At 56.8% G+C, this 25,233-nt stretch carries 19 protein-coding genes; 6 read left to right on the forward strand and 13 right to left on the reverse strand.

From position 1 onward, the window contains the following. Nucleotides 1–15: 15 nt before the first annotated feature. Both BM416_RS13735 and BM416_RS13740 read right to left on the reverse strand, forming a co-directional pair. A complete protein-coding gene (locus BM416_RS13735) occupies nt 16–447 on the reverse strand; it encodes a GNAT family N-acetyltransferase (RefSeq protein ID WP_027603203.1) in 432 nt (143 codons plus the stop codon). Further along, nucleotides 447–1,196 carry a carbon-nitrogen hydrolase family protein gene (locus tag BM416_RS13740; protein ID WP_092488415.1) on the reverse strand — a complete coding sequence of 250 codons (750 nt, stop codon included), beginning with the start codon at nt 1,194–1,196 and terminating at the stop codon, nt 447–449. The genes BM416_RS13735 and BM416_RS13740 overlap by 1 nt, the downstream gene beginning before the upstream one ends. A gap of 623 nt (nt 1,197–1,819) precedes the next feature. Between BM416_RS13740 and BM416_RS13745 the strand changes: the two genes are divergently transcribed. Continuing rightward, entirely contained in the window at nt 1,820–2,884 is a 1,065-nt protein-coding gene (locus tag BM416_RS13745; protein ID WP_027603201.1) for a 3-deoxy-7-phosphoheptulonate synthase, read from the forward strand. Nucleotides 2,885–3,055: 171 nt separating this feature from the next. Next, the gene (dkgB, locus tag BM416_RS13750; protein WP_092488416.1) at nt 3,056–3,874 is read left to right on the forward strand and encodes a 2,5-didehydrogluconate reductase DkgB; all 819 of its coding nucleotides are present in this window, start codon (nt 3,056–3,058) and stop codon (nt 3,872–3,874) included. Here dkgB and BM416_RS13755 read toward each other — a convergent pair. The 6 genes from BM416_RS13755 to BM416_RS13780 form a co-directional block, all read right to left on the reverse strand. Then, nucleotides 3,871–4,293 carry an ANTAR domain-containing protein gene (locus tag BM416_RS13755; RefSeq protein ID WP_065926224.1) on the reverse strand — a complete coding sequence of 141 codons (423 nt, stop codon included), beginning with the start codon at nt 4,291–4,293 and terminating at the stop codon, nt 3,871–3,873. The genes dkgB and BM416_RS13755 overlap by 4 nt on opposite strands. Nucleotides 4,294–4,427: 134 nt before the next feature. Beyond that, the gene (locus BM416_RS13760) at nt 4,428–8,042 is read right to left on the reverse strand and encodes a transporter substrate-binding domain-containing protein (protein WP_092488417.1); all 3,615 of its coding nucleotides are present in this window, start codon (nt 8,040–8,042) and stop codon (nt 4,428–4,430) included. A gap of 1 nt (nt 8,043) precedes the next feature. Beyond that, nucleotides 8,044–8,673, reverse strand: coding sequence for a response regulator transcription factor (locus tag BM416_RS13765; RefSeq protein WP_027603197.1), 630 nt, complete (start codon nt 8,671–8,673; stop codon nt 8,044–8,046). Between the two features lie 269 nt (nt 8,674–8,942). Continuing rightward, nucleotides 8,943–9,659 (reverse strand): MgtC/SapB family protein, encoded by a 717-nt coding sequence (locus BM416_RS13770; protein WP_092488418.1) that lies wholly within the window; start codon nt 9,657–9,659, stop codon nt 8,943–8,945. Between the two features lie 16 nt (nt 9,660–9,675). Beyond that, nucleotides 9,676–12,381 carry a magnesium-translocating P-type ATPase gene (gene mgtA, locus BM416_RS13775; RefSeq protein WP_092488419.1) on the reverse strand — a complete coding sequence of 902 codons (2,706 nt, stop codon included), beginning with the start codon at nt 12,379–12,381 and terminating at the stop codon, nt 9,676–9,678. 605 nt (nt 12,382–12,986) lie between these two features. Beyond that, complete coding sequence (locus BM416_RS13780) at nt 12,987–13,331, reverse strand: FKBP-type peptidyl-prolyl cis-trans isomerase (RefSeq protein WP_065926228.1); 345 nt, start codon at nt 13,329–13,331, stop codon at nt 12,987–12,989. Between the two features lie 244 nt (nt 13,332–13,575). Here BM416_RS13780 and BM416_RS13785 point away from each other — a divergent pair, with 244 nt between their 5' ends. Further along, nucleotides 13,576–15,483, forward strand: a complete 1,908-nt coding sequence (locus BM416_RS13785; RefSeq protein WP_092488420.1) for a hypothetical protein — start codon at nt 13,576–13,578, stop codon at nt 15,481–15,483. A gap of 417 nt (nt 15,484–15,900) precedes the next feature. On the opposite strand, the gene BM416_RS30370 is transcribed toward BM416_RS13785, so the two are convergent. Together BM416_RS30370 and BM416_RS30375 are read right to left on the reverse strand one after the other, a co-directional pair. After that, the gene (locus BM416_RS30370; RefSeq protein WP_139237744.1) at nt 15,901–17,799 is read right to left on the reverse strand and encodes an RCC1 domain-containing protein; all 1,899 of its coding nucleotides are present in this window, start codon (nt 17,797–17,799) and stop codon (nt 15,901–15,903) included. A gap of 110 nt (nt 17,800–17,909) precedes the next feature. Next, a complete protein-coding gene (locus BM416_RS30375) occupies nt 17,910–19,886 on the reverse strand; it encodes an RCC1 domain-containing protein (RefSeq protein WP_139237745.1) in 1,977 nt (658 codons plus the stop codon). Between the two features lie 472 nt (nt 19,887–20,358). Between BM416_RS30375 and BM416_RS13790 the strand changes: the two genes are divergently transcribed. Together BM416_RS13790 and BM416_RS13795 are read left to right on the forward strand one after the other, a co-directional pair. Beyond that, on the forward strand, nt 20,359–21,855 hold the full coding sequence (locus tag BM416_RS13790; protein ID WP_092488421.1) for a PAS domain S-box protein: 1,497 nt from the start codon (nt 20,359–20,361) through the stop codon (nt 21,853–21,855). A 131-nt stretch (nt 21,856–21,986) separates the two neighbouring features. After that, nucleotides 21,987–22,259, forward strand: coding sequence for a DUF1652 domain-containing protein (locus BM416_RS13795; RefSeq protein WP_027603187.1), 273 nt, complete (start codon nt 21,987–21,989; stop codon nt 22,257–22,259). Here BM416_RS13795 and BM416_RS13800 read toward each other — a convergent pair. The 3 genes from BM416_RS13800 to BM416_RS13810 form a co-directional block, all read right to left on the reverse strand. Continuing rightward, nucleotides 22,222–23,415 carry an MFS transporter gene (locus tag BM416_RS13800; RefSeq protein ID WP_027603186.1) on the reverse strand — a complete coding sequence of 398 codons (1,194 nt, stop codon included), beginning with the start codon at nt 23,413–23,415 and terminating at the stop codon, nt 22,222–22,224. The two genes, BM416_RS13795 and BM416_RS13800, sit on opposite strands and share 38 nt — an antisense overlap. 76 nt (nt 23,416–23,491) lie before the next feature. After that, nucleotides 23,492–23,800, reverse strand: a complete 309-nt coding sequence (locus tag BM416_RS13805; protein ID WP_027603185.1) for an RcnB family protein — start codon at nt 23,798–23,800, stop codon at nt 23,492–23,494. A gap of 100 nt (nt 23,801–23,900) precedes the next feature. After that, the gene (locus tag BM416_RS13810; protein WP_371856055.1) at nt 23,901–24,392 is read right to left on the reverse strand and encodes an REP-associated tyrosine transposase; all 492 of its coding nucleotides are present in this window, start codon (nt 24,390–24,392) and stop codon (nt 23,901–23,903) included. 281 nt (nt 24,393–24,673) lie between these two features. Here BM416_RS13810 and BM416_RS13820 point away from each other — a divergent pair, with 281 nt between their 5' ends. Then, a complete protein-coding gene (locus BM416_RS13820) occupies nt 24,674–25,231 on the forward strand; it encodes a helix-turn-helix domain-containing protein (RefSeq protein WP_092488422.1) in 558 nt (185 codons plus the stop codon). Nucleotides 25,232–25,233 lie beyond the last annotated feature (2 nt).

A 25,233-nucleotide genomic window follows, 5' to 3' on the forward strand; every position in this document is an offset into this window, starting at 1 on the left:
GAGTGGGTGCACGTTTTAGCTTGAGCGACAAACACGCTCCATACGCCAGAAGCAGTCTTCTTCACCTACGATGCTGAGCCCCATGCGCTGATAGAGCCTCCTGGCCGGGTTGGTCTTGAATACGGTCAAACGCAACAGTCCCAACGTTTGCGCCCTGAGCGCCATCTGCTCCAACACCCAGCCACCCGCACCCAACCCGCGATACGCCTCGAGCAGATGCAACTCGCGAATATAGAGGGCCCGGCTGTCGCGGCTCAGGCTGATAAAGCCCAAGACACTGTCGTCCCGGCAAATCAGCCAGTTTTCCCGATCGGCCCAGGCCGTATCAAAGCCGTCGTTGGACCACCACAACCCGTACTGCACGTAGTAGCGGGCCATGGCCTCGTGGGTCAACTTCCGCGCAAAGGGCAGGTCCTGGTCCGTTGCAGCGCGCAGGTGAAAAGCCATTAGACAGCCATCACTTGGCTGACCCAACCCCCGCCATCGCGACGGGCAATCAGCAACGCATCCCCCACGCCAGGGACAGCAGCAAGCAAACGGCCATTGGCGGCCCAGATCGCACTGCGACCGGCGCAGGCCCAGCCACCCGACGGGCCGCCATGATTGGCCATCAACACCAGCAGGCCATGTTCAACGGCATAGCCTTGGAGCAGCGCACTGTCCGTGGCGTAGCCGCCCTCACTGATCAACACCCCGGCGGCATACACCGTGGCGCCCGCTCGCGCCGCGGCACGGGGATGGCTGGCGTGGGAAAAGTCTGCGCACACCGCCAGCGCAATCCGCTCATCCCCACGCTCAAGGACCGCACCGCCCTGCCCTGGGACAAACACAGCCTCTTCGCCGGCATGCAGATGCTGCTTGGTGTAGACCGCCAGGGAGCCATCCGCTCCCAGCACCAACGCACCGATCAGCACGCCCGCCTCTGGCGTCAGTCGGATCGGCATCCCCACCACCGCCGTCAGTCGCAGCTCACGCGCCATCTCGCGCAGGGGCGCCAGCACCTTATCCCCCGGCGCAATCGCCAATTCAGCGGCCAGCGACGGCTCATACCCCGTCAACGACAACTCGGGGAACACCAGTAATTGCACACCTTGTTCCGCCGCCGTGCGCATAAATGCGAGGTGCCGTTCAATATTGGCCGGGACATCGCCCGCGATGGAAATGGATTGAGCAGCAGCAAGGGTGAAGGCAGTCATGGTCGCGTCCAAGCAATCAGTATCAAAGTGCAAACAGCATATCGGCACTCCCCCCATAGCCGTAAGTCCCCCACCGCAATAGAAATTACTGATTGAATCTGCCTGCGTGCCTCGAGTAAGCTCCCCCATACATTTGGAGACACACCATGTTGCAACTCACCCACACTCAGGTTTGCCCTGCTGCCAGCGCCCAGCGCTCGGTGTCGGCTACCCGTGTGAACGGTTCGAGCGCACTGGTCAGCTTTTATTTTGGGTATTGGTTTAGCCGCTGGCGCGCCTGATACCTGAAATCGGCGCCCACTTACCAAGGGGTCGCCTACCAGAGAAATCTAACCCCCGGTCGGCTCCCCGACCGGGGGTTTTGTTTTTTCAGGTCCCCATAAACTTTTCAACTTGATCAAGAACACTTAAAGGAATCACGACATGAACTACGCCACCTATTACCGCTACGACATGTGCACTGCATGGCGATTTAGCCAGCTCCGCTCGGGACAGCCTGCCGCCTCCGATCGGTCACCTATCGGTGGCAAACCAACACACGTCGCCGATACGGCGAATTGTCGAACACCCCAGTAGGCCGAGCGCGCGGGAATAGCCCGCCGCTTGCCCAGGAAACCTTGAATATGAACTCCTCCGTCGCCGCTCTGCCCCTCTCTGCCTTGAACAGCGCCAATGAAGCCCTGACCCAGCGCCTGCCCAGCTCGCTTGAGCTCAAGCACCAATTGCCCCTCAGCCCGTTCCTCAACGAACAGATCCACGCCCACCGCCAAGCCGTGCGCGCCATCCTCAATGGCGAAGATTCACGCTTGCTGGTCATCGTCGGTCCGTGCTCGATCCATGACCCGGAATCGGCGATGGAATACGCCCGTAACCTGAAGAAACTGGCCCTCGACGTCGGCGACCAGATGCTGCTGGTGATCCGCGCCTATGTCGAAAAACCCCGCACGACGATCGGCTGGAAAGGCCTGGCCTACGACCCTCGCCTGGATGGCAGCGATGACATGGCCGCCGGCCTGACCCTGTCCCGCGAGCTGATGCGCGAAATGCTGCGCCTGGGCCTGCCGGTCGCCACCGAGTTGCTGCAACCCATGGCCGCCGGCTACTTCGATGACCTGCTCAGTTGGGTGGCGATTGGCGCGCGTACCACGGAGTCACAGATCCACCGCGAGATGGCCAGCGGCCTGGGCATGCCCGTGGGTTTCAAGAACGGCACCGATGGCGGCGTCGCGATTGCCTGTGACGCCATGCGCTCGGCGTCCCACCCGCACCGCCACTTCGGCGTCGACAGCCAAGGCCATCCGGCGATCATCCAGACCCCGGGCAACCCCGACACCCACCTGGTGCTGCGCGGCGGGCATCACGGGCCGAACTACGATGTGCAGAGCGTGGCGCGGGTAAGACACGACCTGGCCAAGTCCAAGGTCACCCCGCGGATCATGGTCGACTGCAGCCATGCCAACAGCAACAAGGACCCGCTGCGCCAACCGGCCGTGTTCAACGATGTGTTGGAGCAGCGCTTGCAGGGTGATACCTCGCTGATCGGCATGATGCTCGAAAGCCATTTGTTCGAAGGCTGCCAGCCATTGAGCCCGTCGATGAAATACGGGGTGTCGGTGACCGATGGCTGCCTGGGCTGGACCGCCACCGAGCAGTTGCTGCGTGCGGCTGCCGAGCGCCTGCGCGCTTAAGGCTGATGGATCGAGGCGCTGCTGCCGCAGGTACAGCGCCTCATGAGAACCTGCGGCACACAGGCCATTCGTGACGTGCAGGCAAGAGTCCTTTTCGGCGTCGACGGTGTTTCCGAAGCAACGACGAGGGGATACTCAACGCCATTGCCTACGGCCCTATTGGAGTTACCGATGTCTACCCTCACGCCAAAAGTCCCCACCTTCGGCCTCGGCACCTTTCGCCTGCAAGGCCAGGTGGTGATCGATTCCGTCAGCACCGGCCTGGAACTGGGCTACCGTGCCATCGACACCGCGCAGATCTACGAGAATGAATCGGACGTTGGCCGGGCCATCGCCGCCAGCGGCATCCCGCGGGACGAGCTGTTTATCACCAGCAAGATCTGGATCGCCAATCTTGCTGAAGGCCGGCTGATCCCAAGCCTCAAGGAAAGCCTGCACAAGCTCGATACCGATTACCTGGACCTGACCCTGATCCACTGGCCATCGCCGGAAGACCAGGTGCCCGTCACCGAATTCATGGAGCAGTTGCTGGAAGCCAAACGCCTGGGCCTGACACGCCAGATCGGTGTTTCCAACTTCACCATCGCCCTGATGAAACAGGCCATCGCAGCCGTGGGTGCCGAGCACATCGCCACCAACCAGATCGAATTGCACCCTTATCTGCAAAACCGGCAGGTTGTGGATTTCGCCACCGCCAACGGTATCCAGATCACCTCGTACATGACCCTGGCCTACGGTGAAGTGCTCAAGGACCCGGTGATCCAGCAGATCGCCGAGCGTCATCAGGCCACCCCGGCGCAAGTGACCCTGGCCTGGGCCATGCAATCGGGCTATGCGGTCATCCCGTCCTCAACCAAGCGTGCCAACCTGCAAAGCAACCTCAAGGCTCTGCAACTGACCTTGAGCGCTGCTGACATGGCGCACATTGCCGGGCTGGAACGGGGCCAGCGCTTGACCAGCCCCAAGGGCATCGCGCCGAAGTGGGACTAAACCCCCGCCACCGGTGTGCGGGATAACTCGCGCAGCCATGGCAACACCCGCAGGCCGGCAGTGGCCTCGGGGGGATCGATGATGTCCATGAAGTGTTCGAGATTGACGTTGTCCGGCACGCCGGGCAGCCGCACCAGCACCGCCGGCGTTACGCCAGGGTGTGCCCCCACATCCAGGTGATCGTAGACCAATACATGGCGCACCTGGGGCTGGGGCCCACAGGCCTGGGCCGTCAGCCCCGCATTGATGATCAGCACGTCGAAGGGTTCGGCCGGGATGGCCGTGAGTATCTGGACTTCCTCGAAGGTTTGTACCGGCACGATCCGGTGGTACCCCAACTGATTGAGCATTTTTTCGATATACAACCGTTGCAGGTGTTGTTCATCGGCAATCAGGATGGTCAGTGCTTTGTTCGGCATGGCAAACCCCTGGGCAGGCAGCGCTCGTCAGTGAGCGAGGCCCATTTTCCAGACATATCCCGAAGACAAAATCAGGCATGTTCCCCCTTCTTGTAGGAGTTCTCCCAAATCAACCGAATGACCACATTCCGCGGTCAAGCCCGATTGCGGTAACGGCCCAGGCTGTGATGCAACTCTTCGATGGCCTCTTCCAGCGCCGCTACCGCAGCGCCCAGTTCCCCGCTGTCACGTCGTTCACAGACGCTTTCCAGGATCTCGCAACAGTTGATCAACGCCTTTGCCCTGACCATACGCGCGCCCCCTTTGACCCGATGAGCCAGGTCATGGAGCCTGGCGAAATCAGCCTGGGATTTCAGCGGCTGCAACAGCGCACAGTCCTCGTTGAGGCTGCCGAGCAACGGCGTCAGCAGCTCGTCGAGAGCATCGTTATCACCCTCCGTCAGCGTGATCAGCGAGCTTAAGTCAAACGTAATCCCAGCCTCAGTCGTTGAAACGTCGGCGGTGCGTGACGCCAAGGCCAGGCGTAAGTCCTCAAGCCCGGTCGGCTTGAACAGGCAACCGTCCATGCCTGCTTGCCGGCAGCGTTCGGCTTCCTGCGACAAGGCATTGGCGGTGAACCCGAGGATCAGGCACGGCGCCAGCCCACGCTGGCGTTCCTGTGCACGAATATCACGCGCCAACGCGTAACCGTCCTTGAAGGGCATATTGCAATCGGTGATCACGCCGTCAAAATGCCCGGCCTGCCACAGTGAAAATCCTTGGGCGCCGTCCTCGGCCAAGGTGATGCGATGCCCCAGGAAACTCAGCTGTCGAGCCAGCAACAAGCGGTTGGCCGGGTAGTCATCCACCACCAGGATATTCAACCCGCGCGCTGGCGGAACGTGGGGGACCGGTACATTGGCAGGCACGGCCGAGGTCAGCGCCAGCGTCAACGTCACATCCACCCGCGTGCCCTTGCCCAGCACACTGCTCAAGTGCAATTGACCGCCCATCATCTCGCACAGGTTGCGACTGATCACCAACCCCAGGCCCGATCCGCTTCGCGCCGGCTGTTCGTTGTTGCTGCCCTGGATAAAGGGGTTGAACAAACGCTGCTGATCTTCGGCACTGATGCCAATACCCGTATCTTCCACCCACAACCGCAGGTGCAACTGGTCGTCGGTCAATACCGGTGCACCCTGGGCGCCCAGGCGCACCTGGCCGGAGGCGGTGAACTTGATCGCGTTACCCAATACATTGGACACCACCTGCTTGAAGCGCAGCGGGTCAACCAGCACCGGCCGGTCGATCAACGGGTCGAGTTCCACCTGCAGCACCAGGCCCTTGTCCCGCGCCAGCCCCTCGAACACCCGCGCTACTGAGGCCAGCAGTTCGTACAGATTGGCCGGTTCCAGGCTCAGGGACAGGTGGCCGGATTCGATTCGCGCAATGTCGAGAATATCGCCGATCAACTCCAGCATGCTCCGGGACGCCACCGACGCAACCTCCAGCGCATCGCGGTCAGCCACGCCCTGCTCGGCGTTTTTCAGGGCCAGTTCGATCATGCCGATCACCGCATTCATAGGGGTACGGATCTCATGGCTCATGGTCGCCAGGAAGGTGGTCTTGGCACGGTTTGCGGCGTCGGCCTCCTCCTTGGCTTCCTGCAACTGCCCCAGCAAGCGCTGGCGCTCGCTGACATCCACCCAGCCGGCGATCATGCCCACCACGCTGCCATTGCTGTCACGGTACGGGAGCATCCATTGGTAGATGGTCAACACCTCGCCGCCGGGCACCTTGAGCACGCGGTCATGAACCTGCGGCTCGCCCAACGCCATCAAACGCAAATAGTCGGCATGGAACGACTGGGCCTGGGGCGGGTTCCCCGTGTCGGTTTCCACCACGGTCTTACCGATGACGTCTTCCAACTTGAAGCCGAACACATCGAGGTAGGCATTGTTGCAGGCCATCAGGCGCCCCAGGCGATCGCGCACATAGATCGGATGCGGCGTGCCGTCGATCAACACACTCATGAACCGCATCTGGTCGCTCAACGCACGCTCGGCCTGGGTGCGCTTGCGAATCAGGCTGCGCAGGTAGAACACCCATCCCAGGGTGACCAGCAGCAGCAGCGCGGCCAAGCCAAACCCCTGGAGGATGATGTTGCGGTGACGTATCCAGTAGTTGTCTTCGATGATGATCTCGCTGCGCCAATGGTTGGTCAGCTCGTCCATTTCTTCTGGAGTAATGCTCAATAACGCCTTGTCGAGGATCGAGTACAGCTCCAGTTGGCTGCGGTTGACCCCAAAGGCAATGCGTGCAGGCTCACTCCCGACAGTGCTGGTAATGCGCAGCCGCTTGCGGTAATTGCGGGCGATCATGTAGCGCGCGCTCATCAGTGAAACCGCAGTCGCATCGACACTGCCGTTGACCACCAATTCCATGGCCTGCTCCGGGTTCTCCACGTCGACAAACCCGATGCCTGGGTAGTCCCGGCTGATTTGCCCGGCCAGGCTGTTGCCGCGAATAAGCGCCATGCGTTTGCCAGGCATATCTTCCAGGGTCACCAGATGCTCGTCGTGGGTGCGCACCACCAATACATAGGGACTGGACAGATAAGGGCGAGTAAAGCGGATCTTTTCGGACCGCTCGACACTGGGGGTGACGACCGCCAGCATGTCCACGCGACCGGCACTGGCCTGTTCAATTTGCCGCGGCAGCGAACTGCCCCGTTCCACATCAAACCTCAAGCCTGTACGCAGACTGATACGCGAGAGAACCTCGGAGCTCAATCCCTCGAATTGCTCTTGTTCGTTGAAAAAAGACAACGGCACGAATTTATCGAGCACCGCCACTTTCACCCGCGGGTGCTTCTCCAGCCAGCGCTGTTCACTTGCGCTCAAGCGCAGTTGCTCCGCCTCCAGGAACCCGCTGCCGCCGGCACCCCAACGGCGCAGGATTTCCATCTGCTGGTTGGCCGGAACAGCGGCCAGTGCGCTATTGATGATGCCCAACAGGCGGGTATTGTCCTTGGCGAATGCGAACCCGAAAGGGTTGACCTCCAATGCGGAGAAATCCGCCATACGCACGTTATTAAGGTGATTCTTGTTGATCAGGTAGCGGGTGCTGATGGCGTCGCCCAGGTACACATCCGCCTGGCCGAACGCCACGGCTCCAATGGCTTCGAAGGTCGAGGCAAACAAGTGCAATCGCGCATCGGGGTAAAAGGCCTGGACGGCCTCGGGCTGCATGTAGTGGTAGAGCATCGCCAGGCGCTTGCCTGCAAGGTCAGCCTTCAGCGCCTGGTTTTCTCCCGCACGCGTCACCAGCGCGGGTTGGTCATTGGCGTAGGATCGGGACAGCACCAGCTCCGGGTCGGCCGCCTCGAACCCGTTGGCCGATCCCACAAAATCCACGGCGCCGGTCTTCAGGGCTTCGATCACCTCATCACGGGTGTCGTAGCGCTTCACGTCGATGGTGATATTCAGCGCCTGGGCAACCAGTGCCGCAAAATCGGCCGTGATGCCCTCGAGCTCGTCATTGTTGCTCAAGTCAAAGGGCGCGTAGTCGGGGGCCGACACCCCCATCAGGAGCGTGCGGCGCTCGCGTAGCCAGCGCCAGTCGGCTTCGTCCAACACCACCGAGGGATTTTCAAGAGTGGAGTGACCCAGCAGTTTCAGATCGTGGGATTCCTCCAAGGCCATCACCGCCCAGGGCAACAGCCCCATCAGCAGGATGGCCGCGCGTTTCACCCGCCGGGAGGTGAGCATTTCAGATCAGATGATTGCGCTGGGCGAACTTGGACAGATGCACCACCGACGACATACGCAACTTCTCCTTGAGCCGCGTCTTGTAGGTACTGATAGTCTTGTGGCTCAACAGCATGTCCTCGGCAATATCCTTGTTGCCCAGGCCCAGGGCCAGCTTCTGCAGCACGGTCAATTCGCGATCGGATAACGCCTCCACCAACTCCTGCTCGGTCGATTGCAGGTCGTCGCGACGCACCGAACTGGTGGGCAGGCTGGGGAAGCAACTGTAGCCGGACCTGATCGCCCTGATCGCCTTTTGCAGCTCATCCAGTTCACCGGTCTTGGCAACAAAACCCATCGCTCCGGCGCGCATGCAGCGAGTGGAAAAAAACACCGCCAGATACGAGGTCAGTACCAGGATCCGGCAGGGTAACTCCAGCGCCTTGATCCGGCTGATCACCTCCAACCCACCGAGCTTGGGCATCGCCAGGTCGAGAATGACCAGGTCCGGACGTTCTTCGCGAGCAATCTGCATGGCATCAGCGCCATTACCCGCTTCGTAGATAGTATCGAAGCCTTCCTGCCTCAACAGATACTTCACGGTGGCGCGTATAAAAGGGTGATCATCCACGATTAAAGCTTTGTTGCTCATAAGACTCCCCTGGGAAGATCAGTACGCTTACATATCACTCGAGACCCCACTACCTGTGAAAAGTAACAGTTCCGACAAGCGGCACTGATTACTCGGTCAAACACCTCAGGCAGTACAGGCCCCTCCTTTTGAAAAACACAGTAAACATGTGAAGCCACGCCTTGATTCCTGAACAGGCGCAAGCGCGCAACCTTAGCAACCGCGTGTTTTTGCCAATGAAGGGATAATCTCGACTAAATGTAGGACTTTTCCTCAGCGTCCTCCATAAGCTACTCGGTGGTGCTGGGGCTCCAGAACGCCTGTACCACCAGGGTCGACCGGGAAATTCGCGTCACCAGGGCGTCCAACTCGTCACCGTCTACCGAGGTCACCGCAAGTGTGGCTTCGATTTCAACTTCCTCAGTGCCGAACGGCCGCACATCGACATCGCTGGCCGGGTAGTTACAGCGCGCCAGTTCGGCTTCCAGCAACGCCAATACCGCGGTTTGCTGGGTGCGCCGGGCAATCACATAGAGGATGTTGGTGACCTCCGCCGACACCACATCCAGCGGTTGGCGGTTGATGTTATTGACGATGGGCCGCAGCAGCGTATTGGCCGCCAGCACAAACAGCGTGCCCAACAACGCCTCGAGGACCAGGTCGGCACCGGCGCACGCCCCCACCGCTGCCGATGCCCAGAGCGTGGCGGCGGTGTTGAGACCGCGCACATTGCCTTCTTCGCGCATGATCACACCGGCCCCCAGAAAGCCGATGCCCGACACCACATACGCCACCACCCGCACGGCGCCTTCCGCACCGCCGAGACGGTTGGCCATGTCGACGAAAATCGCCGCCCCCACCGCCACCAGTACGTTGGTACGCAGGCCCGCCGTGCGTTGGCGGTACTGGCGCTCGAAGCCGATCAGGCCACCGAGGATAAACGCGGCGGTGAGGCTGACCAGGGTATCGACCAGGGAGTTGAGGTTGATATTGTCGATTGCTTGCATGGGAAACCGTCCCTGTTCACTGCCAGCCAAACTTACGGATGTAGTAGCCCTTCACCGCCTGGGTCAGCGCCATGTACGCCAGCAGGATCACCGGCAGGAACACAAAGTACAGCGACGGCAGCGCCTGCAATTTGAAGTAATGCGCCAGCGGCCCCATCGGCAGGAAGATCCCCACGGCCATGATCACGCCGGTCATCACCATCAACGGCAGCGCCGCGCGGCTTTGCAGGAACGGGATTTTCGGGGTGCGGATCATGTGCACGATCAGCGTCTGGGTCAGCAGCCCCACCACGAACCAGCCGGACTGGAACAGCGTCTGGTGGTCAGGGGTGTTGGCATCGAACACATACCACATGAGTGCGAACGTGGTGATGTCGAAAATCGAACTGATCGGCCCGAAAAACAGCATGAACCGCCCCACGTCCCCCGGCTGCCAGCGTTGGGGTTTGGCGAGCATGTCCTCGTCGACGTTATCGAACGGGATCGCGATCTGCGAGATGTCATACAGCAGGTTTTGCACCAGCAGGTGCATCGGCAGCATCGGCAAAAACGGGATAAACGCGCTGGCCACCAGCACCGAGAACACGTTGCCGAAGTTGGAGCTGGCGGTCATCTTGATGTACTTGAGCATATTGGCGAAGGTGCGCCGGCCCTCCAGTACGCCCTCCTCCAGGATCATCAGGCTCTTTTCCAACAGGATGATATCGGCGGCTTCCTTGGCGATATCCACCGCGCTGTCCACCGAAATCCCGATATCCGCCGTCCGCAGCGCCGGTGCGTCATTGATGCCGTCCCCCATAAAGCCCACCACATGCCCGTTGGCCTTGAGCAGGCGCACGATGCGTTCCTTGTGGCTGGGCGTCAGGCGGGCGAACACATTGGTGGTTTCCACGGCCTTGGCCAACTGGGCGTCGGTCATGTCCTCGATGTCGTTGCCCATCAACAGGCCCTGTTGTTCCAGGCCCACTTCGCGGCAGATCTTGGCGGTGACCAGCTCGTTGTCGCCGGTCAGCACTTTGACCGCCACACCATGGGCTTTCAGCGCCTTGAGAGCGGGCGCAGTGCTTTCCTTGGGCGGGTCGAGAAATGCGACGTAGCCGATCAGCGTGAGGTTGTTTTCATCCGCCAGGCTGTAAGTGTCGCGCCCCGGGGCCATCGGTTGCGCAGCCACGGCCACCACCCGCAGGCCTTCTTCGTTGAACGCGGCAGTGACCTGGCGAATGCGCGCCAGCAGGTCGTCGGTCAGCGCTTCGTTGACCTCGCCATGGCGCACGCTGTTGCACACCGAGAGGATCTCTTCCACCGCACCTTTGCAGATCAGCAGATGCGGCCGGCCCTGCTCGGCCACTACCACCGACATGCGGCGGCGGTTGAAGTCGAACGGGATTTCATCCACCTTCTGGAACGCGGTGCCGACCTTCAGTTCGCGATGCACCTCCACGTGCTCGAGCACCGCCACGTCCAGCAGGTTTTTCAGGCCGGTCTGGTAGTAGCTGTTGAGGTAAGCCATCTCCAGCACGTCGTCGGACTCCTCGCCCCACACGTCCACATGACGCGCCAGGAAAATCCGGTCCTGGGTCAGGGTGCCGGTCTTGTCGGTGCACAGCACATCCATCGCGCCAAAGTTCTGGATCGCATCCAGGCGCTTGACGATGACCTTCTTGCGCGACAGGAATACCGCGCCCTTGGCCAGGGTGGACGTGACGATCATCGGCAGCATTTCCGGGGTCAGGCCCACGGCAATCGACAGCGCGAACAGCAGCGCTTCGGTCCAGTCGCCCTTGGTGAAACCGTTGATGAACAACACCAGCGGCGCCATCACGAACATAAAGCGGATCAACAGCCAGCTGACTTTGTTGACGCCGTGCTGGAACGAGGTGGTCGCACGGTCGGTGGCCGTCACGCGTTGGGCCAGCGCACCGAAATAGGTGCTGTTGCCGGTGGTCAGAATCACCGCCGTCGCGGCGCCGGACACCACGTTGGTGCCCATGAACAGGATGTTCTCCAGGTCCAGCGGGTTGCGGGTGTTGGTGTCGTGCTGCTGGGCGAACTTCTCCACCGGCATCGATTCCCCGGTCATCGCCGCCTGGCTGACGAACAGGTCCTTGGCGCTGAGCACGCGGCAGTCGGCGGGGATCATGTCCCCGGCCGAGAGCACGATCAGGTCGCCTGGTACCAACTGCTTGATGGGCAATTCAATGCGCTTGGCATCATCCCGGCGCAGCACCGTGGCGGTGTTGCTCACCATGGCTTTCAAGGCATCGGCGGCCTTGTTGGACTTGGCCTCCTGCCAGAAGCGCAGCAGGGTCGAGAGCACCACCATGGAGAAAATCACCGTGGCGGCCTTCATGTCTTCGGTCAGCCAGGAGATCACCGCCAGCAAGGTCAGCAGCAGGTTGAACGGGTTCTTGTAGCAATGCCACAGGTGCACCCACCACGGCAGCGGCTGCTCGTGCTCGACTTCATTGAGGCCGTATTGCACGCGCAGGGCGTCGGCTTCCAGGCCGCTCAAGCCCTCGGTATGGCTGCCCAACGTACCGAGCAATTGCACGGCACTGCTATTGGCCGCAACCACCAGGGTTTGCGCCAGGGTGGGCGGCACTTCGCGGCTGACGCTGGCATCGGTGACGGTTTCGAGCATCGCCAGGCGGCGGAAATGCCGGGCGATATGCCGGGTCCGCAGGAAGCCGGCGAAGAACTCTTTCAACAGAGTGAGGTTCATGGTGTGTTACTCCTGCGCGAGGAAAAAACCGTCGTGCAGGTACTGCCTGTCCCACCGCGCCCGCTTCATAGGCACAGTCAGCCCGGCCCGCCCGCCGTAAAAGGCAGGCGCGTCCGTAGCATCCCGAGGTTAACCGGGTGCTGGTCAGCGTCGATGAGAGGGATCACACAGGGGCCAGGACTGGCCGCTGTCGGGATGCCGCTTCTCGCTAGGTGGCGAGACAACGGCATCGAAAAAAAATGCGCGTTATCTTGCCAAGTATGTGCCGGTTACCGAGACCGGCCGACAACTGTCACTCGAACAAGTACCCACTGAGGGTCTCCGCTATTGATGAAAACGCGCGAAGCTTACGCCCCGATTTAAGGAGAGTAAACCGTAGGAAAGTTTCCATATGGTGAATAAGAGGATTCTTCAGGGAGGGTTCAGGAACCTCCAGCCTGAAGCCGCCGATGCTTGAATGTGAGGTGGCAGGTTCGCCAAATCCCATAGCAGCTGCCGAGCGCAAGCGAGGCTGCGTCAGCGGTTCGTCTGACACACCCCGAACGCAGCCTCGCTTGCGCTCGGCAGCTGCTACGTACGAGGTGGTGGGCCAGGTTTTTGCGAAATTAATCGTCCCGCGTCAGCACTTCCAACAACTCAATCTCAAAGCGCAGATTACTGTTGGGCTTGATATGCGCGCCCATCGACCGTTCGCCATACGCCAGGTGCGCCGGCACAAACAACCTGCGCACCCCGCCGACCTGCATGCCCATCAAACCCTGGTCCCAGCCCTTGATCACCCGCCCGGTGCCGATCACACACTGGAACGGCTTGCCCCGCTCCCAGGACGAATCGAAGACCGTGCCGTCTTCCAGGGTACCGGTGTACTGGGTGGTGATCAGTGCGCCCTTGACCACGGCTTTGCCGGTGCCCGGGCGGGTGTCGGTGATCTGGAGTTCGTCGGGGCTCATGGGGGGCTCGTTGGATACAAAGTGTTCGCTTGTGTCGTCTTAAGCAGGAAGTTAGCACGATGCTGCAATCGCCGCATTGCGATGGTGCTTTTGGAATGGGATACCAGCGTATCTCGGCGCCAAGGCAATCCATATCTATTGGGAATCCACTCATCCGAACCTGTGAATATTGACAGTAGCCAAGCACTTTCTGAAGGTATTTGATTGATTTCGTTATTCCCAATGGACGAATGGAGCTTTCATCATGTCTATGTCGAATACAAGCGACCTCCTCTTACCCCAGATAGAAATTCCTGGAATGGAACCACAAATTCCAGAAGATATTGAGCACCCTGAAAACCCTAACGGCCCTGCCGATGGCGGCATCGGTCGACGGCACGTCGAACACCCGTTAATAGCGCATATGAAACGACCGGAAGGCACCCCTCCTGGCACTCAGTTTTATTTATACTGGGGAAACAATCCTTTACCTGTAGCGCAAAAGATCATATCCGACGAAGACGAAGAATTAGTCTTTATCTCATTTAGCGTGTATAGCAATTACATAAGAGAGTTTTGGGCCGACCCCGTGTTTGTCCAAGTAAAACGCCCAAGCGGTAACCCCCAGAATTCGGAGCCCTTGCGCCTGCGCGTTAACCGGCGTCGACCAGGTGGACGTGACTCTGATGATACCCCAGGAAACCAGAATCTCGTATTCGAACTTCCGCCTGATGTCGTCAGTAACGGCATAAATGAAGAGCGCGCCCTTCTTGGTATAGAAGTTATTTTCCGGTACTGGGAAAATATGTCAATCTACGACCTCATAGTTTTAGTTTGGGGATCGGAGAGAGTTTTTCATCGAGTTGCAATTGACGAACTGAATAAAGACATACATATTCTAGTGAAACACTCAACCATTGAGGCTGCCGGAAATGGTGAAACCATACCCGTGGCCTTTCAAGTTATTGGTCCGACGGGTAACTATCCTGATGAATGGGAGCCCTTCTCGGCGGTTAAATCAGTGGACGTACACCTTAACACTGTGCGCCCGGCGGCACCACGAATTGTATTTCCCATTACTGAGCGGGACATAGACTTAGCGGAACTGGGAACGCATAACGTAATAATAGAACTCTATATCGATCAGCCGGACGCAGCCCTTTACAGCCGAGTATTCCTTATCTGGGCAGGAATAGACAGCGAGGGGAACTCGGTTCCGCAGATAACTAGTCAGGTTATAGCAGGTGATGGAACCTATACATTCGAAATCAGTAATGCTCTAGTCACTGCCATTGCGAAAGGTACCGCGACTGTGCATTACATTTTTCAGGGTAATTCATTGCCGGATAAACCCTCCTATAAACTCCATCTTAGGGTCGTAGGCGACATCATTAAATGGCTTGCGCCAACAATCGATGAACAGATAGGAGATCATCTTGACCCCAACCTCCCCAAGATTACTATTCGTTTTCGTTCACAAGCAAGTTGGCAAGCCTCTGATACATTATCAGTGACGATGCTGGCGAGTAGCGAAGACGACACCATTGAGTATATGGATGAGCGACCAGTAGGGGAGTTTTCACCAGGTGAGGAAATGATATTTGAAGTTTTAAGAGGCGACCTTCAACGTTTTCATGATCGCCTTACTGAAGTGTATTACAGCGTTACCCGAGGCACGGCAAGTCCAAAAAGTTCCCTGCGGCTGAAAGTGCAATTAGAGGCACTTATGCCCCCGCTAAGGGATTACACTAGCTTTAATGATTACAACTGGAACAATTGGAATAACAGAATCATAGGCCGTGGTGAACTGGCTATCGACGGCGCTGAAAATATATGCTGGCGGGCGCTCAAAACTGCTTCAGAGCAGATAGAACCTGGCCTACAGAAAAATTATGACAACTTGAAGAGCAACACAAAATACGAAATCAGTTTTTATAGCAAAACAGCCAGCAGCGTACAGTCAACAATCACAATAGTCTTTTGTGGGATAACCGCAACGAAATCTTTAGTACCCAATAGAAATTGGGCAGGATTCAGCCACATTTTCACTACAGCCACTCTAACGCCCCACCAGAACCAGACCGCAACAATATACTTCTCGAATAACACCGCAACCACGTTTCTTGTGGACCAAATTCAAGTTTTGGAAACAGACACTAAAAAAATTAAGTAACTTCTACAAAAAACATGGCCCCTACAACCCAAAAATAAACGACGAAAACAATAGAGCATTTAAAATTTTCAAACCTACCACCAAGGTAAAAAATACCCTTGCCGCACAAGACAAGGGTATTTTTTCATACCCTAGCGCCAGGATAAAAGCAGCAATATTATAGCCGGCCGATAGACCCCACGTATTCAACAAGGCGCGGCACTCAATATGCAATATCATTTTTACCCGTGCTCGACATCCACTACCATCACCGCTCGTACATCTTTTACCGGCAAGAGCTGGTGGGGCTAGAACTCAAACGCCTGATAGCCCCTTGTAGCGAAGAAGCTTCACAAACGAAAAACGCTTCCCCACGCTTACTTTAGTTGATTGTGAATACAAACCGTCGGCTGCAACTATCGAAACGGCTACGAAACATTATTCTTTCGCACGCGGATCAAAATACTGATTTCTAACGTTACCGCCCCAAAGCACATAGGTACCATCGACTCGGCGAGCCGCAAATGACGGATCTGGCCGCGGCGGAATAGGAGGTGGCGGAGGCGGCACCTGAACATAAGGGAAGCGTTTAATTGAATACAGTTCCGTAACACCACTGCGTAGGTACTGTGCTAGTTCCGGAGGAATTTCACCTGCATCCTCCATCGCCAGTGTTGCGCCCCATACCAAAACCGCCCCCTCCGTGCCGCCTGCACTAGTAATCACACCATAGGCGCCATTAGTACAATAAACATCGCGAATCAAACTGGCCATCAGCACTTGACGTAGTGCCGCACTCATCGTCCCGCCGTGAGTGTTCAAACCGGTAACTACAATAGAACTGGTGCGACCGTCAGCATGGCGACCTAGCACTAGGAAACTGACATCATTGGAATAGACACTAATATTTCCATCATCAATATTTACCGAAGAAGATACATTGGTACGTCTTTGTCGCGCGATGACGTGCTCCGAGCGGCGTTGTGGATAACCGGGCACCGGATGGCCATCTCTGAAGGACGCCAACAGTTCTTTTTTTATTTGAACAGAAAGCGGCGCTCCACCGTATCTAGGGGCACCCCAGGCCTCCGCCTGACCGCTGCTATTTGCCATTAGGAATGCCCATCGTGCGGCTTTACAGATAACTATATTTCCACGTGCAGCCAACGCCGCTGCAGAAGACGACATATCTCCGCCTTCACCAGTCCGCCCCCAACTTACGGCTTTACGTCTATTTTTTGTTATCGCGCAAAATGCGGTGGTCGCAGCGATGACAGACTGCACACCCCCATCATCTAGAATTCTCTCCAGGCTAGCTGCCGGAATCGTCCCTCCACCGGTTGCATGCCCCCACACAGCAATCTCGCCATCGTCGCTAATCGCACAGAATGAAACAGCAGTAGCAACAATTTTTGTTATAAACATCGTGTTAAGCTGGGCGCGAACATTAGGGGGAATGCTGCCGCCATTCTCGGGTAATCCCCAGGCATACACTCGACCTCCACGGGTTCGAACGGCAAATGCGTTATCCGCTGCATAAATAGCTTCAGGTGGATCGAACCACAAGGCTTGTTGAATATCTGACGGCACCGCAGAAACCAAATTCCCCGCCGGCCCCAGCGCGCCAATTCTATTAGCTCCCGGCTGAGGATTATCATAGATAAACGCAAAAGCGCTCCGAGTACTGTAGACAGACTTGATGCCTTGTAGCAGAGGGAGCTGCGCTGGAATAGTCCCACCCCAACACAACAATTGATTAGTACTTCCTAAATTAACCAGCGCGGCAAAACTGAACTCTGAGGAAAATAGCTTAATAGCTCTATTATTCTTCAAATAGTTAAGAATCTCCGTAGGCACAGGCAATCCCCAACCACTCTGTCCTTCTAAATGCACATTACCGCTACTTGGTTCTAGCAGTGCAAAAACGCCACCGGTAGATACAAACAACCTATCCGCAGGCTCCGGGATATGAAATGAAAAATTACCTCTCTGCTTCAAAAAACACCATTCATTTTCCTCATCGGAGATCCCCTGAAAACCGGCACGTACCTCATAGTGCGCAGAGAAGACTTCTTCGCCTTGATCACCCTCAGACGTTACAGGAACTACCGAAAATTGTAGAAATTTTCCTGTGTCATCTGCCCTCACTTTAAAGTCCAACTGACCTTCTTCTACCAAGCGAACTCCGTTGAGATGCCAATAGAAGCGCGAGATTCCTTCGGCACCTCCGCCATTGCGATCGTAGCTGTAAATACCGCGTACTGTTGCAGTCACAAATACATCACCGATAATTTCCAAATCATAAGCAACTGGCGCTATTTTTCTATTGCCTTTCATTATTCTCACTCCGATCATGACTGTAGACAGAAGAGTGAAAAAAGCACCTCTGGTATAAAACAACCATGACTACCAAACTAAAATCACTCACCGCAACGACATCGAATCAATCATTTTGGTAAAACAACTTCATTGACAACGAGATTTTTCGCGCCCCAAACCACATAACTCCCATTTTCGCGCCGTGCGACAAGCCCAGAAGACAATCTAATGGTCGAGGGTGCTAATGGCGGCATCTGCTTAATAGAATATAACTCTTGCACTCCGGACTCGAGATACGGCTTCAAATTCTCAGGAATTTGCCCTGCTTCATTTTGAGCACTGCTCCCACCAAAGGCATTCACAGCGCCTTGCACCTCTCCCTGGGTGCTAATGACACCGTAAGATCCGTTACTGCATTGAACGTTCGTGATCTTACTGGCCATTAACACTTGACGGGTTCCCTCAGGTATCGAACCTCCGTAACTACTATTCCCCCATGTAATCAACGCATCTGTGCGCCCATCGGGATGCTGGCTTCGTAAAAAAAAGCTAGTATCATTCGAGTGAATCGTAATAATCCCGGACACCGTGACTATCTGGTCAAGCCTATTATTCCTATTTCCAAGCTCATCACACACACACCGACTTCCGGTATTACGCAAGCTTTCCTGATACCATTCATCAACATTCATTCTTTTAAACATGGCTTCAATTCTAGGTTTTTCACCACTTGCATTAAGTACATCTTCAGCATTTTCCACTTCCTCTTCAGCCTGCTTTCCTAGAGAGGGTGTACTCCCGCCCATCTCAACTCTTCCCCATGCCTCAAAGTTTCCGAAACGGTTGGCCATGCAAAACGCGTAGGCGGAAGCTTTGCACATGACGATACCACCACGCGCAGACAACTCCCTGGCCGCAGCGCTCATGACACCACCTTCCGGCCCCCCCCAACTTACCGCTTTTCTACGGCGCTTAGTGAGTGCACAAAAAGCATTACGGCCGGCTACAACAAGCTCGACACCATCATCATCAAGAATCGCTTCAATATCCGTAGGGTTCGCAATACCGCCCGTTTGAGTGCTCCCCCAAGTTACAAACGTCTTAAAATTCGGATCAGCAAATCGCTCAGGACCGACCGCACAAAAAGCGCCTCCACTACTGATAATTTTTTCTACATGTATTCGATCCAATTGAGTCCTAACTGTTTCGGAAATGAATCCACCATTATCACGATTGCCCCATGAGTACACCCGCCCTGCCTCTGTCAACACTGTAAAAGAATAGGGGGCGGCATAAATTGCCCGCGGCTTGTCAAACAATAACGCCCGCTGAATTTCCTCGGGGACAACCCCCCCACTCGCCGTGGCTCCAAAAGCACCAATTGTATTCCATCCGGGCGGAGGACTGTCGTAAATCCAGGCAAAGGCTTGAAGATTACTGTACACAAACCTTATGTTATTTAAATCCAACTCCGCAGGAAGTGCACCAATATTACTTCCCCACAGCATCAACCTCGTCGTACTGCCCAAAACAGGTACAAGGGCGGCAAAATCTTTTTCTGTAGAGTAAACACGCGTGGCGGGATTATTTTGTAGATACTGTATAATTTCCGGTGCCGGCGTTCCTGCATAAGACCCGCTCCCCTTGACTATAATACTTTGGCTTGAACCATTCATCACAGAATAAGCACCTCCATTTGAAATAAATATACGATCACTCGGTTCATTACTATAAATAGCAAAATTACCTCGCTGCTTTAAAAAGCTGCACTCACTTTCCTCATCAGATATATTTTGATAGCCAAGCCCTATTCGATAAATTTGTGATATCTCCTCCTTGCCTACTTCACCTTGACTAGATCTTGGAATTATTGAAAAGCGCAGCGTTTTACCCGCAACATTGTAGGTAATTGGAAAGTCCAGCTTCGCTGTTTCCGCATATGGAGTTTCATCAATAAACCAACGGCAGGTCGTCCCCATCTCTTCGGCCTCGGTTTCGCCCGGCCTATAGAAATAACTAGCACGAACGGAGCCACCCGGAACCAGTTCACCCACGACAGCAAGATTAGTGGCTGCCGGCATTTCCAATGTAGATTTGCGTCTCATATAAACTCCTCACCCTAACTAAGAAAAAATGAATACTCAGGCGCTCGTCTAAAACACGACAGCAGCCTTCAACTTGAAAAGCGGCCAATAATGAAACCTACAAAAAATGCTATTTTCACAAAATCAGCACTCAAACCGATTTCATACATTCTTATTCAATTACACCGCTTAGGACCCGTCTACTGTCAGAGTTCACAGGTCGAAAGGCCATTCGTCGGGTTTCCATTTCACTCAATTGGAAAAAATGCCCACTTCGATGTCCGTTCGAGATCAAATTCATCCATTCGCGGGGTTCTGTTGTTAATTTGCTTAGCGCATAATCTAATTTTCTTTATTACCAAAAGAAATAAAATAAAGAGCCCCATTTCGAATCAATGCTTACGATTTTTTCTTTTCCTCGAGCAGGACTTGACTTGCACGATCCTGTCCCTCGGATGTCGTAGTGTTTATATACTCAAACCACGGTAAACCCATGACCCAGGATGTCCTCGCCAAAGAAACCAACCGCCGCCAGCTGCAGCAGATCATCTCCGGGCTGTCCGATGGGATCATCCTTGTAGAGGTGGACCAGACCATCCTCTGGGCCAATGAAGCCGCGCTGACCATGCACGGGGTGGATGACGTCGCGGCACTGGGCAGCAATGCCCGGGAATACGCCGAACGCTTCGCCCTGCGCTATCGCAATAATCATCCCTTGCCCCTGGAGAACTACCCCCTCGCCCGCGCGGCGGCAGGCGATGAATTCAGCGACGTGGTGGTGGAGGTCATGCCCACCTCCGACGAAGAAAAAACCTGGGTGCACCGCCTGCGCAGCCTGGTCATCAGCGATTCCCATGGCACGCCTGAATTGCTGGTATTGATCCTCAGCGACGCCACCGAATGGGCCAGCGCCGAACAGCGCTTCGAGAAAACCTTCAACGCCAACCCGGCGCCGGCGGTGATCTGCCGCCTGAGCGACCTGCGCTATATCAAAGTGAACCAGGGCTTCCTGGAGATGACCGGCTACAACCGTGACCAGGTGATCGGCCGCTCCGTGTATGAACTGGACGTGCTGGAGCATGCCGAACGCAGGGAGCTGGCCGTTCAGCGCCTGGGGGAAGGCGCGACCATCCCGCAGATGCAGGCCGAGCTGAAACTGCCCGGAGGCGGCAGCAAACTGGTGATCGTCGCCGGCCAGCCGCTGGACATGAACGAGGAAGACTGCATGCTGTTTTCCTTCACCGACCTGGAGCCACGCCGCAAGGCCGAGATCGCCCTGCGCCAGAGTGAAGAGCGCTTCGCCAAGTCGTTTCGCCTGACGCCGGTGCCCACCTTGGTGTGCAGCGCCGCCAACCGCCAGGTGGTGGATGTCAACGAAGCGTTCATGACCATTACCGGGTACACCAGCGAAGAGCTGATCGGCAAATCCATCGAAGACATCAACTTCATCGACAGCCAGGAGGCGGCCGCCCAGTTATTCGCCACCCTGGAGAAAGCCGGCAACCTCGATGGCCAGGACCTCAAGGTGCGCAAGAAAGGCAACGAGGTCATCGACTGCGTGGTCTCGGCGGACACGGTGACCATTCAGGATGTCCCCTGCTACCTGCTGGTGATGATGAACATCACCGAACGCAAGCGCTCGGAACTGGAGTTGGTGGCGGCCATCGAGGAAGTGATGCAGGACGCGTCCTGGTTCAGCCAGACCCTGATCGAGAAACTGGCCAATGCCAAGAGCGTCAACAGTCCCAACCTGCCGAACGTGGCCTTCACCGACCTGACCGCCCGTGAGCGCGATGTACTCGGCCTGATCTGCGAGGGCCTGGCCGACAAGGAGATCGCCTCACGCCTGAAATTGGCGCCCAACACGGTGCGTAACCATGTGGCCACGGTTTACTCGAAACTGGGGGTGCATAGCCGTAGTGCAGCGATTGTCTGGGCCCGTGAACGCGGGCTGTTTGCCGGTGAACTGCGAGTTAAGAAAACCCGATGAAAGTGCAAATGCACTAGTGCGGCTAGTGCGAATTCGCCTTATGCAGCGCAGTCCCAATCCCTAACCTTCAAGCTGTGAGTACAGGGCTCTCAACCTGTGCCGTCGTAAAACGACACCTTGAAGGAAGCCACATGTTTACGCTCTCTCAACTGCGAAATTGCATCGAAGAAGGCCTCGCGCCGCTGACATGCGAGTTCACCCTGTGCCGGGATGCGTCGCTGACCCTCAAGGTCTACGACGCCGACACCGGCCGGGTGGACCTGGTGGTGACGGGGATCAGCACCAACCGGCTGCAGACCCCGCAAGACGTGGAAAAGATGGTGGAAGAACTGCGCTACGAACTGCAAAGCAACAACATGGGCAAGGTCACGCTGGAAGACGCGCCTTCAACGACGAACCAATGAAATAGAACACCCCGCCCGCGACGATGAACGCCCCCAGCATGTAGAACATGTAGTGGGCCGGCAGGCTGGCCAGCACCAGCCCGCACAACACCGGCCCCAGCGCAGCCCCCAGGTTGGACAGGTTCTGCGCCCCGTAGTACATGCCGCGCAGGTGGTCCGGGGCGATCCGGTCGATAAACATGTATTCGGCCGGGAACACGATGATTTCCCCCACGGTAAATACCGCCATCGCCAGCACCCACCACAGCACGCTGGTGGACAGCGCAAAACCAATCAAGCCCAGCATGAACATGCCCAGGCCGGCGATCAGCCATTGGCTGAGGTAACGGTGGGAAATACGTCGACCAATCACGTACTGCAAGGCGATCACCAGCACGGCGTTGGTGGTGAGCACGGCACTGATGACGGTGTAGGTGTATTCAGCACTGGTGGTGGTGACCAGGTACTGCGAGAGGTAGGCGGTGAACTGGCCGAACACCACGGCGCTGAGCACACCCCCAAGGGTGAAGCACACCAGGCGATGGTCACGCAGGAGCACGCGGCCGACGGCCAGGAACGGCACCGGCTTTTGCGTCACATCGATGGTCGCCAGGGTGCGATCACCCCAACGCCAGTACAGCAGGAAAAACCCAGCCCCCAACAGCGCCGACAAGATGAACGGCAGGCTGATGTCCAGCTTGGCCACCATCGCCCCAAAGAACGGCCCCGCGGCATAGCCGATATTGGTCAGGGTGTACTTGATGGAAAACACTTCGCTGCGCGCATCTTCCGGCAGCAAGCTGGCAAAACCGGCCTTTACCGCAATATCGATGACCGCATAGGCCAGGTTGATCAGGATCAGGCAGCTGTAGAACGCCCAGATGTTCTGCGCCAGTACCGTACCGATAAACCCCAGCCCAAACAGCACGCTCAACCCCAGCAACAGTCGATAACTGTTGATGCGGTCGACCAGAAAACCGCCATACACGCTGAGCAGCGAGCCAAGGATCAACGAGCTGCCGATCACCAGCCCGACCTGGGTGATGTCGAGGGCAAATTGGCGGGTGAGGTAGATCACCAGGTAGGGAAAGGTAATCGCCTTGGCCAGCGTCAGCAGCAACGTGGCGGACAACAGCAGGTTCACGGCGCGGGGGTAGTTTCTTATTGTGGCAAGCATCCTGCTCTCTTTCTTTGAAGGTAACACGGTCTTGATGGCCGGTTACCTTACCGCAAGAGCCGAAAAAAAACGCGGGTCATTTCTTGACGGGTGTGATCTCCAGGATGGTGCCGTTGGTGGTTTTGAGCAGCACGAACCTGTCGCCCACACGGGCCCACTGGCTGTCGGCCTCAGGCTGCTTGAGACCGCGTTTCTTCCAGTCGCTGACCGCCGATTCCTTGCGCATCAGGATGTCCGGGGCACGGTCGCCTTCTTTCAAATCACGGGTATTGATGTTCGAAGGCTGCACGGTTTCCTGGGGAGTATCGCCGGCCTGCACGACAAAGCTGGCGGTGGACAGGCTGGCGGCGACCAGGACACAGGCAGCGAGGGTTTTGGACTTCATGGGTGCTCCTTCAATGAATGATGCGTACCCAGGTTCCGACCGCAGGCGTATGAAATCATTCAGCCTGCTGAACCTTACCCCCCTGTGGCGAGGGTTCCCCTTACAGCCAGGCCGCATCCCAAAGCGGGTAGTCACCGATATGCTCGACCAACCTCGCCCGCAGCGGATTAGCAACGATATAGCGCGCAATTTTAATAAGATCTTCCTCAGCGCGCGCTGCGCGGTCATGGTATCCGTTTTGCCAAAACGCCCCCTGCGCATGACGAGCGCGATTGATGGTCAACGTACTTCGCGACTTCACCCGCCTCATCACCTGGGGCAACGTTGCGTCTCGCAGCTCAAACAACCAGTGGAGGTGGTCCGGCATGATGACCCAGGCCAAAGAATTGATCAGGTTCAGGTCATGAGCCTGCTTGAGTTCCTGAACCAATAAACGCCCCAGCTTAAAGTTGGTAAATACCGGACGGCGTTGGTAAACCACAGCGGTTACCAGATATGCACGACCTGGCTCTGAATAACGACCACGCCTTAACAAATGAGAATTGGGCTTTTGAAGCAATCCATTGCTCCCTTGAATGGATGAGTGATCCATTCAACCTAGCAAGCAACCACGCTGATCCTGCTCGATACCATTTCCCCATATGTCCCCTGACCCTGTGGCGAGGGAGCTTGCTCCCGCTGGGCTGCGCAGCAGCCCCAACAAGCCCAATCGCGACATGCCTGAACGAACGCGGTGAAGGGATTGGGGCAGCTTCGCTGCCCAGCGGGAGCAAGCTCCCTCGCCACAGGGTATTCACTGGCTTACGCGCCCCGCGCATTGCCGCCATGAAATAAATCCTGTAATTTTTCATGAAATTATTAGATATAAATTTCATGAACCAGCAAGAAGAACTCGACGCCCTGGCGATCCTGATCCACGACCTGCGCAAGTACAAGAAGCTCACCCTCGCCCAACTCGCGCAGAAGATCGAGCGTTCGGTAGGCTTCCTATCCCAGGTGGAACGGGGCTTGTCGCGTCCGACCGTGGCGGATCTCACCGCCATCAGCCATGCCCTCGACGTGCCCACCACCTATTTCTACAGCCTGTCCACACCCAAGGCCGTGAGCTGGGTCACCCGCCCCAACGAACGCCGCACGGTGTATTACGCCAACGGCATCACCGACATCCTGGTGTCCCCCAGCATGAACGGCGCCTTCTCGATGCTCGACAGCCTGCTGGCACCCGGTGCCAACAGCGGTGAACAGACCATGAGCGACCGCGCCGAGCAGGCCGGATTTGTACTGGAAGGGGAATTGACGCTGTGGGTGGAGGGCGAGGCCGATTCGGTCACCCTCGGCCCCGGTGACAGCTTCCACCTGGCCAGTTTCGCCCACTGCCGCTACGCCAACCTCACCGACCTGCCCGCCCGCGTGCTGTGGGTTTACAACTAGGA

Origin of the sequence: Pseudomonas sp. NFACC42-2 (genome assembly GCF_900116055.1) — a bacterium.
GTDB lineage: Bacteria > Pseudomonadota > Gammaproteobacteria > Pseudomonadales > Pseudomonadaceae > Aquipseudomonas > Aquipseudomonas marginalis.